A 12,238-nucleotide genomic window follows, 5' to 3' on the forward strand; every position below is an offset into this window, starting at 1 on the left:
GCAACAGCCTCACCCCGCCGCGCAGCAAGACGTAGCGCTCAAAGCCACTGCGGCCACGCACCCTCGGCCGATGAACATCCCCGTGCGGCACTCAGCAGTCAGCCGGCCTCCAGGACCTCGACACCCAGCGCCGTGAGCTGCTCGACGACGGCGTTGCGCGGGTCGGCGTCGGTGATCAGGCCGCTGACCTTGTCCCAAGGCAGGACCCGGAACCGCGACGCCGTGCCGATCTTCTCGGACGATGCGAGGACGTAGGTGTCCGCGGCCCGCGCAGCCAGCGCGCGCTTCATCGCAGCCTCCTCGGCGTCACCAGTCGTCAGTCCCGCCTCTGGGTGCACGCCGGTGACGCCGAGGAGGCAAAGGTCGGCGGAGACGTTCTGCGCCGCCTCGACCGCGGCCGCACCGCAGGCGACCGCGGAGTGCTTGAAGATGCGGCCGCCGAGGAGGAAGAGCTCGACCTGCGGATGGTCGAGCAGGGCGGCGGCGATCGTCGGACTGTGGGTGATCACGGTGCAGGCCAGGTCCCGCGGGAGCGCGTGGGCGACGGCCAGGGCAGTCGTGCCGCCGTCGAGGATCAGCGTGCCGCCCGGCCGGACCAACCCGGCGGCCACCGAGGCGACCTTCCGTTTGCCGTCGGGCGCCACGGTCTGCCGGGCGGCGTAGTCCGCCACGGCCGGAGAGACAGGCAGCGCACCGCCGTAGACCCGCTGGCAGAGTCCCTCGGCCGCGAGCTCGCGTAGGTCGCGTCGCACGCTGTCCTCGGAGATCCCCAGTTCGGCGGCGACGTCCTTGGCGACGATCTTGCCCTGGTGGGCGAGCAGACCGAGCAGGTGGTCACGGCGTTCAGCAGCCAGCATCCGCACTCTCTCCTGTTCTTGCACGTTTCTGCATGTATCGTAGCGCCCGTGACCGACAAGCCCATGCTCATCCTGATCGCGGGGCCCTACCGCTCCGGCACCGACGGCTCCCCGGAGGCCATGGCCGCCAACCTCGCCCGCCTCGAAGCGGCCGCCTGGCCTGTCTTCGCCGCCGGCCATCTCCCGGTGATCGGGGAGTGGATCGCCCTGCCCGTCCTGCACTCGGCCGGCGCCGGCCCCACCGACCCCCTCGCCGATCAGGTGCTCTACCCGACCGCCGACCGCCTCCTCGCCCACTGTGACGCCGTCCTGCGCCTGCCCGGCGACTCCGCCGGAGCAGACCAGGACGTCGCCACCGCCCGCCGCCGCGGCCTGCCCGTCTACCACGACGTGGCCGAGATCCCCCGCCGCATCCCACAGGAGACCGCGTGACCGACCGCCCCGGCATCGACGCCCCCGACCATCGCGGCCGCACAGGCCTCGACCGGGCCGGACATGGCCTGTCCCGTAACCCCGACGTCATGGTGCGCGACGTCGAGCTCACCTCCCAGGGCTGGCACGTGCTGCGCCGCACCACCTTCGACTACCGCCGTCGCGACGGGCGTTGGGAGACCCAGCAGCGCGAGACCTACGACCGCGGCAACGGCGCCGTCGTCCTGCCGTACGACACCGGACGCGGTTGTGTCCTGCTCACCCGTCAGTTCCGCTACCCGGCCTACGTCAACGACCACCCCGACGGCATGCTCGTCGAAGCGGCCGCGGGACTGCTCGACGCGGACGACCCGCCGACCGCCATCCGGCGTGAGAGCGCTGAGGAACTCGGCGTCACGCTCGGCCCGCTCACCCATGTCCTCGATGCCTACATGAGCCCCGGATCCGTCACCGAACGCCTCCACTTCTTCGCCGCCCCCTACACCCCGGCCGACCGGACCGGGACCGGCGGCGGACTCGAGGAGGACGGCGAGGACATCGAGGTCCTCGAACTGCCCTTCGCACAGGCCCTTGCCATGACCCGCGACGGCCGCATCGCCGACGGCAAGACCATCCTGCTCCTGCAATGGGCAGCCCTGGACGGACCTTTCGCCCCCGCAGCGGGCGGCCGCTGACAACGCCGCCCCCCAGGTGGCCGCCCGCACGATCGAGGTGGCCGAATCCAACTGTCAGGTCAGTGCTCAGCAGGCTCCCACCACACCAGATGGGCGGCTGCCTGAGACGCCGGCTCGAGGATCTCCCACGCCTCGGCAATCAGCCCGTCGTCGAACCGCCAGATGTCGACGCCCGCGATCTCCAGCCCCGCGCTGGGAATCCGGCGCAGCGAGTGCATCACGACGTAATTGTCGCCGGACAGCAGGTGTTGGACATCGACGCGCATGTCAGCGAGCGGCGAGGCGCGTACAGCGGCGAGCCATTCCGTCTTGGTGCGCGAGGTCGAATCCGGCCTGTGATGGACGAAGTCCTCGCTCAGCGCCGCCTCGAGCGCATCGACCTCGCCCGTCGCGACCAGTTCCGCCAGCACCCGTTGGACGATGTGCATGTTCTCCGTCGTCATGGGGGAAGTGTTTCTGCCGCTGCGACGGCTGTCGATGAACTCGGATTTCATGGCGCACGGCTCTACGAGGACATAGCCTCGACGACCATGTACACGGTCGGGGAGCTGTTGCGGCAGTGGCGGCAGCGCCGACGGCTCAGCCAACTCGATCTTGCGATCGCCGCCGACGTCTCCGCTCGCCACGTCAGCCTGGTCGAGACCGGCAAGTCCAACCCGAGCGCCGACATGGTCCTCCGGCTCGCGGCGCAGCTCGATGTGCCGTTGCGTGATCGCAACCGGCTCCTGCTCGCCGCCGGGTTCGCGCCCCGGTACTCCGAGCGCCCGCTCGACGGTGACGCGATGACGGCAGCCCGGGACGCGCTCGAGCGGGTGCTGACCGCGCACGAGCCGTACCCGGCGCTGGTCTTCGATCGGCGATGGAACATCGTGATGACCAATCGCGCTGTCGACCCGTTCTTCGCACACGTTGCTCCCGAACTGCTACGGCCGCCGATCAACCTGGTGCGGCTGGGACTGGACCCGCGCGGGTTCGCCCCGATGGTCGTCAACCTCGCCGACGTGCGTGCGGTGTTCCGCACTCGGATCACACGACAGCTCGCCACCGCTCCCGACGCCGAACTCACCGCGCTCTACGAGGAACTGCTGGCGCCGGACATCGAGGACACAAGCCATCCCATCGAGTCCGAGGTCGTGATCCCCATGATCATTCACTTCGACGGACGAGAACTGCGGTTGTTCTCGACCATCACCACGTTCGGCACCCCGCTGGACATCACCCTGGACGAGGTGGCGATCGAGTCGTACTACCCGGCCGACCGGGAGAGCGCTGCCTACTTCACCGATTCCGGCAACGAAGGCCAGTGCCGCACCAGTCGAACCCCACCCCCCCCCTGCACTCGGGATATGAACTGATATGAATGCATCGCGTGCAGGATAGGCCCGCCTGAATCACGGCGGCGCTACGTCTCCCGCACCCACGGTGTCCCGCCCCTGCGGGCAGAACAGCGCCCGGAGAGGTTCATGAGACGTCTGGATCCCACCGATCCGCCGGCCATCGGCGGCTACCCCCTGTTGGCGAGACTCGGGGCCGGCGGAATGGGGCAGGTGTTTGTCTCCCGCACCGCGTCCGGTCGTCCGCTGGCCCTGAAGACCGTACGGACCGAGCTCGGGCTGGACCCCGGCTTCGAGCAGCGGTTCGCCCGCGAGATCACCAACAGCGACCAGGTGCGCTCCCCTTGGACGGTGTCGGTCGTCGACTACAGCCCCGCGGGGCACCGGCCGCAATGGCTGGCCACGGAGTACGTGGCCGCGCCCTCGCTCGCGGACTGGGTGGAGTCCGACGGCCCGCTGCCCGAGTCCGCCGTCCGAGCTCTGGCGGCCGAACTCGCCGAGGGGCTGCGGGCCGTGCACCGCGCGGGGCTCGCGCACCGCGACGTGAAGCCGTCCAACGTGCTGCTCGCCCGCCGTCACCCACTGCTCATCGACTTCGGAATCGCCCGGGCCGCGGACGACACCCGGCACACCCGTACCGGCGGTGTCATCGGCTCCCCCGGTTACATGGCGCCGGAGCAGGTCACCGGGGGGATATCGGCCGAGCCCGGCGACATCTTCTCCCTGGGCGCGGTCCTGGTGTACGCCGTCACCGGGAACGGGCCCTTTCTGCGCCCGGGCGAGGAACCGTCCGCCGCACAACTGCTCTACCGCATCGCCCACGAGGAGCCCGTGCTCGACGGCGTACCTCAGACGCTCGCGCCGCTGCTGACCGCCTGCCTGGAGAAGTCACCGCAGGCCCGTCCCACCGCGGACGAGTTGCTGGAGAGGCTCGCCGCGGGTCCCGGCATCTGGACCTCGGCACTGCCACCGGGGCTTGAGGCGGACATCACCGCGCGGGAAACCGAGCTGTCGGCACTGCTGGAGCCCTCCGCACCCCTCTCCCCGGAGCCACAGCTACCACCACCCCCGCACCAGGCACCGCAGACCGGGTTCGGGCCTCCGATCGCGTACGGCCCTCCCCCCGCCCTCCCGTCGGGCACCACTCTCGGGCCCCCACCCGTCGCCCCGACCGGGCCGGCCCGACGGTCGGCACGGGCATGGACGGCCGCCGTGGCCGGGGGCGCGGTGGTGACCGCTGCCGTCGTCACGGCGCTGGCCTGGCCCGACGGCACCGATGACGGGGCGGGCGGGAACGGTCGTACGACCCCGACCGCCTCCCTCTCTCCCTCCCCCACCGCCGCACAAAATGCCCTGCCCGCGTCCTGGGTGGGCACATGGAAGGGCACAGGCCCCGGCAGCCCCTCAGGCGACGGCATTGTCAACGCGCGCACGAACCGGGTGGCCGTGACCGTGACCCTCCACGCGGCGGACCGGGGCGGGATCGTGGGCCGACAGGTCAGCCACGTGACCGAGGACGGCACAGGCCGGGACCTCGGGTGCACCGAGACGCTGAGTCTGCGGGAGACGCATGGAACATCCATGGTCTTCGAGGCGGTCACCAGCGCTCCCACGGATCCGTCGGCCGGCGTGATCTGCCAGCGAGGCAACCTCTACACCCTGACGAAGACCGGCGCCGAGACCCTGACCCTGGGGAACGAGGGCAGTCAGACGACAGGGTCGCCCTCCCGGCTGATCCGCTCGCCCTGACAACTGATCGACCGCCCGGTCCACCTCTCACCCGAGGGCTCCTCCGATGCCTCAGCTGTTGGGAGCTTGCAGCCCTTGCGCGCCGGGTATCGCAGGCACATGCGGGCATGGGGAGAGGCCCTGTGGACGGCACCCCGGTTGGACACCTTTCTACGGGGCGTCGTGATGCGAGTGCTGTCGAGGGACGAACCGCAGCCCTGGTGGATGCCGCGGCGCGTGCTGACCGTGGTGTCGGCCGATGTCGACGCCACTGCCGGTGTCGGGGCGATCTGGATCGAGTGGCGGCCGAAGTCACCGCGGGTGCGCGAGCACTTGGCGCTCCTGGAGTGGTACGGCGAGCAGTGGCGGTGCGTCGGGGTCGGTAGCGGCTCTGGAGATGATCCTGCCCATGTCGATGTGCTCGACGTTCGCAACGGCGCCGGCGTCCTCAGCCTGGCAGGCAGGCGGGACGACCTTCCACCCTCCATCACCGACGCGCCTTGGATCAGCTGTGCCAAAGTGCGCCTCGGGCGGGACGTGGGTCACGTGCTCATCGGTGGCCGCCGGATCGAGAATCCGGAGCAGCGCAGGCTCATCGCTGTTTGGACGTCCCCCTACGTCAGCCGCGGAGCCCGTCCCGTCATCGTGGCCCTGGGACACGACGGCGCCGAACTCTCCCGCATCGGCCCCCATGACAGCCTGGACACGTATACCTGGGCGCGATTGCGAGAGGAGTTGTAGCCCGTCGGTTTCTGGGTCTCCGTCGTGCCGACGGTCTTGGCAGTCTGCTGCCCGGTCAGCCGGCGAGGCTGAGGTTGTGCAGGCGAGCGATGCCGTTGGCCCATTTCCGAGGACCCGGGTCGTGACAGAATGCCGCCATGATTCTGATCCGAAAGGGCGATGCCGCGTAGGCGCCCCAAGGCCCTCCGCGCCGAGCGGTGGCGGCCACCCAAGCACGCGCCGGTCCGTCGAATTCCGTGTGTGACGGCTCGAACTCGGGCAGCGGTGCGACGTGTTGAGGCCGAATACCTGTGGCCGGACGCAGTTGCTGTTGCTCTCAGCCGTTTCGAGTGGGCTTTCAGGCAACCGGGACGCTATCTGACTGGCCCTGCCGAGAGTCCCGGCATCGAGATCGAGGACGCCCGAGATGACCTGGAATTGGCCCTGCGGCATCTGCCCAGAGGGGCCCGAGCGGATTTGAGCCGCCTGGTGGAGCGGATCGACAGGGAGTTCGAACGTCGCACTCTTCCCAACCCGGGTTGGGTGAGCGAGTGGACGGCGGGGCGCTGGTGGTGGTGGCGCATTCGGGAACGGTGACGCCGGCGACCGATTGGCCCGTGGCGAGGTATGGGGATGGTCTCTGACCCCGCTGTGGGGCGAGGACACCGCCAGGACGCAGAACGCCCTTTTCTGGCGCCGGTCTTCGGTCCCGCCTGGCCAACCGTCGACTGGCACTTCGTCCTTGCCCACCGCGGTGGGCCGCGCGTGCAGCCGGTCGAAGGCAGCCGTCCATCTCGGCTCCAGCACCCGCATGGCTCCCTCCCGGGTGATCGCCAGCCGCAAGACCTACCCTTCCGCCTCTTCTGCCCTGGCCAGTTCCTCCGTGTGCTCCTCGATCAGCGACCCCATCCGAGGCCTCCCTCCCCCTGCGCGCCACCACGCCGGCGCACCTCACCCCAACCGGATAGATCATCCACATCTGCTATCGTGACGCCAACCGGATAACCCATCCACATACGCGGAACGGATCGTGCGATGAAACAGACAGCCGTGGTCACGGCAGGGACAGCGGGAATCGGGTTGGAGACCGCCCTGGGCCTGGCCGAGGCGGGCCTCGCGGTCAGCGTGGTCGGGCGGAACGTCGAGCGCGGCGCCCGGGCGGTCGAGCGGATCAACGCCACGGCACCGTTGCACTCGGCGCGGTTCCTGGCCGCCGACCTCTCCTCGCTCGACGCCGTCCGCGAGCTCGCCAACCGGATCACCGCGGACGGTCCGCTGACCGTGCTGGTCAACAACGTCGGGGCGATGTTTGCGGACCGGCAGGACTCGGCCGACGGGATCGAGGCGTCGTTCGCCGTCAACCACCTCTCGCCGTATCTACTCACCGAACTGCTGCTGCCCGCACTGCGAGCGGGCGCGCCGAGCCGGATCGTGAATGTCACCTCGGGCGCGATCGGCGTCGCCAAGCGGGTCTTCGACGCCGTCGAGCCGCCGGGTGGCTACTACGGCTTCCACTGGTACGGCCGGGCCAAACTCGCCAACCTCGCCTACACGTTGGAGCTGGCCGGCCGGCTCGACGACACGGGCGTCTCGGTCTTCGCGGCAGATCCCGGGGGCGCCGCGACCGACATGACCAACGGCACCATGCGCGACCCGAAGATCGTCTCGCCAGGGCTGCGGCTGCTCTGGCCGCTGGTCCGCCGTAAGTTCGAACGCTCGACCTCGGGCCCGGCGTCCGTGGCGGCCAAGCCGTCGATCTTCGCCGCCACCGACGATTCGCTGGCCGGCCGGACCGGCGTCGTCATCGGACCCCAGGCGCATCCGGTCACCCCCTTCCGCGCGGCAACGGATCCCCGCACAGCCGACGCCGTCCGACGCCTCAGCGAGCGCCTCGCACCGCTCACGGCCGGGTGACAGGAGCTCAAGTCGATCGGCCGTGACCCGCGAGCAGGCACGGCAGCGTGGAGCTGTGGTTCGTCCGGATCGCGCCCCCGCGATGCGGATGAACCATCCAGATAGACTTTCCGCCATGACGACCGCACCCCTGCGCAAGGACGCCGCCCGCAACTGGGAACGGATCGTCGCCGTGGCGCGTGAACTCGTGGACGAAGGCACACCACTGCAGCTCAACGACATCGCCCGCCGCGTCCACATGGGCGTCGGCACCGTCTACCGCCACTTCCCCACCGCCGAGGCACTCCTGGAGACCGTGGCCACCCCCAGCCTGGAGGCACTCACCGCCCACGGCGAGCAGGCGCTGGCCGACGAGGACCCCAAGCGCGCCCTCACCGACTTTCTGACCCGCACCATCGAAGCGCAGGTGACCGACGCCTCCCTGTCCCCGGTCACCGCCGCGCCCACGGATGCCCTGCCGCGCACCACCGAACTGAAGCGGACCCTGCGGTCGGTCGGCGGGCAGTTGCTCGATCGGGCCCGCGATGCCGAGGTCGTGCGCGCCGACCTGACCTCCGACGACATGGTCCCGCTGATGTGCGGCATCGCCTTCGCCGCGAGCGTCCATGGCAGCCCGGCCGCCCGCGTCGAGACCGCCCGCCGGTATCTGACCGCGCTCTTGGAAGGCTTGTACGTCCGTTGACGACCTGGCCGGATCCGCGAAGTCACTGTTGCCGCCGAGAGTCTCATCGACGCTGAGCGTGCGCGGTCTCCCCGCTGTCGTCCGCGACGGATGAGCCTGCAGGGCGGGTCGCACACTCGATGCGCTCGCCGCATTCCTCTCAGCAGGGACCGGGAAACCCCCCACCCGGGACGATCTTGGCTGATATACGCTGCGCCCATCTTGATCGAACAGTTCGGCGAATCCGGGTCACCGGATTCGCCCTGCCCGGGGGGGCATTCCCATGACTTCGCAGTCCCGCGCGGTGCTCGGCATCGCGCTCACTCCCGTACTCGCCCTGACGGCCGCGGCCCCGGCCGCCGCGCACACCACCGCCGCAGCCTCGGCCGCCGACAGCACCGCACAGGCCGTTGGCACCGCCCAGGCTGCGGTCGGAACGCGTGCGCCAGGCCCGTGGGGTGCTCGTGCCCTGCACGCCGCCAACCCCAATCCCGCGTCCGCCTCTGGCGGGCTGAACGCCCTGGTGTCGGCCGGGAACGGTGCCCTCGTTTCCCTCACCGGGGACGGGCTGTCCCGTTCCACCCGGATCCGGCCCGCCGGCAGCACCGGCTGGCTCGCCCCGCAGAACTGGCCGGACGCCGGTGGGTACAACACCGAGCTGGTCGCGCTCGGCGACGGCTCTGTGCGCCTGGTCTGGCGCGCCAAGCGTGCCGACGACCAGAGCAACTACTGGCTGAAGACGGCCACCCTCACCCCCGGCGCGACCGCTTTCTCCGAGCCCGAGTACGTCGCCGCGGTTCCCGAGAAGGGCTACCACCATCTGGCGGCGGCCCCCGACGGCCGGCTGGTCGCCGTGTGGACGGTCTCCGGTGTGGTGAAGGCTGCCGAGAAGGCCGGCCCGCAGGCCGCGTGGACCGCTCCGGCCGACCTCAACGAGCAGCCGCCGTCCGGCAGTCGGGACATCTCCAGCATGGACCTGGCGGTCGCCAAGGACGGCACGGCCCTGCTGGTGTGGCAGTGGCAGTCGAGCAAGGCCGTCGTCGCCCTGGAGAAGGCCGCCGGCTCGGCCACCTGGAGCGTGGTCCAGGACTTCCCGGTCCCGGGCGTGGATCTGGCGCGCCCGAAGGCGTTCGCCAATCCGCAGGGTGGCTTCGACGTCTTCTACGACAACATCGCGCACCTCATGCACACGCGCCGCTCCGCCGGTGCCACGCAGTGGAGCGCCCCGCGGTCGGCCGCCAACTACGGCAGTACGTCCGTGATGGCGGCGCCGGTGTACCTGCCGGGCGGCGACCTCTTCGTCGCCGGCGGACCCGGCTACTCGACCGGCGCCTGGTACGGGGTGCGCTCGGCGGCGACCGGTGTCTGGCAGCCGTACACGCAGCGGTTCTCCACGCACAAGAAGGTGCGCGCGGTCGGCGCCGTCGCCACCTCGGGCGGCACGGTCACGGTGACGTGGCGGGAGGGCTACTCGTACGAGGAGTACACGATGGCCGCAGTCTTCAAGGGGGGCACCTGGTCCACCGCGCGGCGGCTGAGCGCGACGAGCGCGCAGTTCACCGGGGCGCCCCAGGTGACCGCCGACGAGCTCGGCCGGCCCGTCGTGCTGTGGGACGAGTACAAGCGGACCGAGACGAACAGCGCCGTCCTGTACGGCGTCTACCAGGCCGGCACCACCAGCCGAGCCCTGCCCAAGTGGCGTGACTACACGGACGACGGCAAGGCCGACCTGTTCGGCCAGGGCAGCACCACCGGGCTGAAGGTGTACGCGGGCGACGCGACGAAGCTGTCCGCGGGGCAGCGCGCGAGCACCTGGCCGGCGGGCACGCAGGTGCTGCCCTTCGGCGACCTGGACTCCGACGGCTGCAACGACGTGTTCGTCCGTACCTCAAGGGGCGCGGCCGATGTCTACCCGACAATGTGTGGCGGGCTGCCTGACCAGCTGTCGTTCCACGTCAAGGTCTCCTCGGACTGGAGCGGGTACAACGCGGTCCTCTCCCCCGGCGATGTGACGGGCGACGGCCGGGCCGACCTGCTGACCCGGTCCGCGTCGACCGGGAAGCTGTATGTGTACGCGAACAGCGGCACGGGCGGCTTCAAGGCCCGTACGGACGCCGGGTCCGGCTTCGGCGGCTACAAGAAGCTGATCGCCGCCGGGGACCTCAACGGCGACGGCAAGAGCGACCTCCTGGCCATCGACTCGTCGAACGAGCTGTGGCGGTTCAACGGGACCGGCGCCGGCACGTTCAAGCCCCGGGCGCTGGTCTTCAAGGACTGGGGCACCTCCTACAAGGACGTGGTCGGCGGGCTCGACCTGTCCGGGGACGGCCGGGCCGACCTGGTCTCGCTCGACAAGGACGGCCGCGCCTGGCTGAACCGGGGCAACGGGCAGGGCGGTTTCGCCAACAGGTCGCAGGTCGGCAATTCCACGAACTGGTCGGACATCCGCATCTCCTGACGGCGCGGGTCCGAAGGCCACTCGGGACCCCGGGGTCCCGAGTGACCGACCACCGAGCTCCACTTGGCCGTCGCGGACTGCAAGCCCCTACTTCTCGCTTCACGGCTGATTAGGTGCTGGTCCGGCCCCCGCCAACGCCCCTTTCCGGTTCCTCCGTGAGTTCCGGGCCATCGGGATCCTCGGAATCGAGCGGGCCGGAAGAGGGAGACGGCGGGGCATACGATCGGCCCGAGGAAGGTGGTTCGGGCGGTGTGAGCAGGGGGGATCCCGCCGTGCCGCCCATGGCCCCGCCTCCTGCCGAGGCGGAACACGGCGACGAGTACGACCCGGGTACCGCACCCACCGAGGAGCCCACAGAACCGTGCGGAGACGGTGCTGACTGCCCGGAGGAGTCGCCCGTCGTCGAGCCACCGCAGACATGTGAGGCGGACTCGGAGTGTGCTGAGAGCCCACCCGCCGAGGAGTCGCCCGCGCCCCCTACGCCGACTTCGAGTACGGGCTCGCCGGGCCCGACGTCCCCGCCACCGACTTCATAGCGACGCCGTGCCCAATTCCCCTGCTTCCGGCCGCACTCCACTGCCCCGGCACCGCCGTCGCCCCGCCGAGACCGGCACAGGAACGCCGTCGGCCACGAGCCAGCCACCCGCATCAGCCCAGCGTGCGCGACTGCGGGCTCACCGGCGACGTCTCCAGGCCGGCCCATCACAGCGGGCACGTGCCACGCGCAACGCCCCGAGCCCTGAACCGGCGAGCGCCGGCTCGGCAGAGTGGATCAACGCGGTCGTGGCCGCCGGATCGACCGCTGCTGGCCCTCCTTGTCGTAGACGACCACCTTGTGGTCCCGTCCACCGTCGAAGACCACATGGACGCGGCCGTCCTCGGACGCGTCGAAGCCGCTGAGGGTGCGGCCCGAGACCCTGCCGGGCGTGCTCCAGCGCTGGACCCCGTCGAGCGTGGCGGCGCTGATGAATCCGCCCGGGACCACCGCGCTGGCCGGCCACGCCGTGTAGAGCCGGTCCGCGCCCTCCGCCACCCGCAGACCGACCGGGCCCTTCGCCGAGATGGTCGCGTTGGGCAGGTCGGGCGGGAGCCCGGTGAGGGGGATGTGTGTGCCGACGCCGCCGGGTCCGGCTTGAGCACCCGTCGCACATGCTGGTCGATGGCGTAGAACCCGCCGCTCTCGGCGGCCTCCACACCTCCCGGCGAGTAGTAGCCGACGTCGTCGGCGGCGGCGAACTCGTCGTAGTGGCCGAGCTCGTTGAAGTGGACGTCCCAGAAAGTGATCCGGTGCGGGAAGTGGGCGTCGGCGGTCGCGATGACGCCCTGCGCGTCGGCCGTGATGCCCTGCGCCGCGTACCCGACCCGGGCGAAGGTCTGCTCCGAGCCGTCCGGCTTGAGCCGTAACGCACGGCCGTCGGGCCGGCCCCCGACGACGAGATAGACGTAGCCGTCCCGGCCGA

At 70.6% G+C, this 12,238-nt stretch carries 12 protein-coding genes; 9 read left to right on the forward strand and 3 right to left on the reverse strand.

The genetic code is table 11. The features are described from left to right. Window positions 1-98 precede the first annotated feature (98 nt). Window positions 99-857: a DeoR/GlpR family DNA-binding transcription regulator gene (locus OG254_RS01960; RefSeq protein ID WP_405576698.1), complete on the reverse strand. Its 759-nt coding sequence runs from the start codon at window positions 855-857 to the stop codon at window positions 99-101. 48 nt (window positions 858-905) lie between these two features. On the opposite strand from OG254_RS01960, the gene OG254_RS01965 reads away from it, so the two are divergent. Then, window positions 906-1,289, forward strand: a complete 384-nt coding sequence (locus OG254_RS01965) for a DUF4406 domain-containing protein (protein ID WP_187284676.1) — start codon at window positions 906-908, stop codon at window positions 1,287-1,289. Then, the gene (locus OG254_RS01970) at window positions 1,286-1,963 is read left to right on the forward strand and encodes an NUDIX domain-containing protein (RefSeq protein WP_405576700.1); all 678 of its coding nucleotides are present in this window, start codon (window positions 1,286-1,288) and stop codon (window positions 1,961-1,963) included. Before OG254_RS01965 ends, OG254_RS01970 begins: the two co-directional genes overlap by 4 nt. Before the next feature lie 59 nt (window positions 1,964-2,022). On the opposite strand, the gene OG254_RS01975 is transcribed toward OG254_RS01970, so the two are convergent. After that, the gene (locus tag OG254_RS01975) at window positions 2,023-2,406 is read right to left on the reverse strand and encodes a nuclear transport factor 2 family protein (RefSeq protein ID WP_405576702.1); all 384 of its coding nucleotides are present in this window, start codon (window positions 2,404-2,406) and stop codon (window positions 2,023-2,025) included. An 87-nt stretch (window positions 2,407-2,493) separates the two neighbouring features. Between OG254_RS01975 and OG254_RS01980 the strand changes: the two genes are divergently transcribed. From OG254_RS01980 to OG254_RS02005, 6 genes are all read left to right on the forward strand, one after another. Further along, on the forward strand, window positions 2,494-3,318 hold the full coding sequence (locus OG254_RS01980) for a helix-turn-helix domain-containing protein (RefSeq protein WP_405576704.1): 825 nt from the start codon (window positions 2,494-2,496) through the stop codon (window positions 3,316-3,318). Between the two features lie 108 nt (window positions 3,319-3,426). Then, window positions 3,427-5,046, forward strand: coding sequence for a serine/threonine-protein kinase (locus OG254_RS01985; protein WP_405576706.1), 1,620 nt, complete (start codon window positions 3,427-3,429; stop codon window positions 5,044-5,046). A 216-nt stretch (window positions 5,047-5,262) separates the two neighbouring features. Beyond that, the gene (locus tag OG254_RS01990; protein ID WP_405576708.1) at window positions 5,263-5,766 is read left to right on the forward strand and encodes a hypothetical protein; all 504 of its coding nucleotides are present in this window, start codon (window positions 5,263-5,265) and stop codon (window positions 5,764-5,766) included. Window positions 5,767-6,780: 1,014 nt separating this feature from the next. Then, window positions 6,781-7,659: an SDR family NAD(P)-dependent oxidoreductase gene (locus OG254_RS01995; RefSeq protein WP_405576710.1), complete on the forward strand. Its 879-nt coding sequence runs from the start codon at window positions 6,781-6,783 to the stop codon at window positions 7,657-7,659. 115 nt (window positions 7,660-7,774) lie between these two features. Continuing rightward, entirely contained in the window at window positions 7,775-8,341 is a 567-nt protein-coding gene (locus OG254_RS02000; protein WP_405576712.1) for a TetR/AcrR family transcriptional regulator, read from the forward strand. Between the two features lie 262 nt (window positions 8,342-8,603). Further along, the gene (locus OG254_RS02005) at window positions 8,604-10,778 is read left to right on the forward strand and encodes an FG-GAP repeat domain-containing protein (RefSeq protein ID WP_405576714.1); all 2,175 of its coding nucleotides are present in this window, start codon (window positions 8,604-8,606) and stop codon (window positions 10,776-10,778) included. Between the two features lie 772 nt (window positions 10,779-11,550). Here the strand turns inward: OG254_RS02005 and OG254_RS02010 are convergent. Beyond that, the gene (locus OG254_RS02010; protein WP_405576716.1) at window positions 11,551-11,811 is read right to left on the reverse strand and encodes a hypothetical protein; all 261 of its coding nucleotides are present in this window, start codon (window positions 11,809-11,811) and stop codon (window positions 11,551-11,553) included. A 116-nt stretch (window positions 11,812-11,927) separates the two neighbouring features. On the opposite strand from OG254_RS02010, the gene OG254_RS02015 reads away from it, so the two are divergent. Next, window positions 11,928-12,182: a hypothetical protein gene (locus OG254_RS02015; protein WP_405576718.1), complete on the forward strand. Its 255-nt coding sequence runs from the start codon at window positions 11,928-11,930 to the stop codon at window positions 12,180-12,182. The last annotated feature ends 56 nt before the right edge of the window (window positions 12,183-12,238 follow it).

Origin of the sequence: Streptomyces sp. NBC_01092 (genome assembly GCF_045039535.1) — a bacterium.
GTDB lineage: Bacteria > Actinomycetota > Actinomycetes > Streptomycetales > Streptomycetaceae > Streptomyces.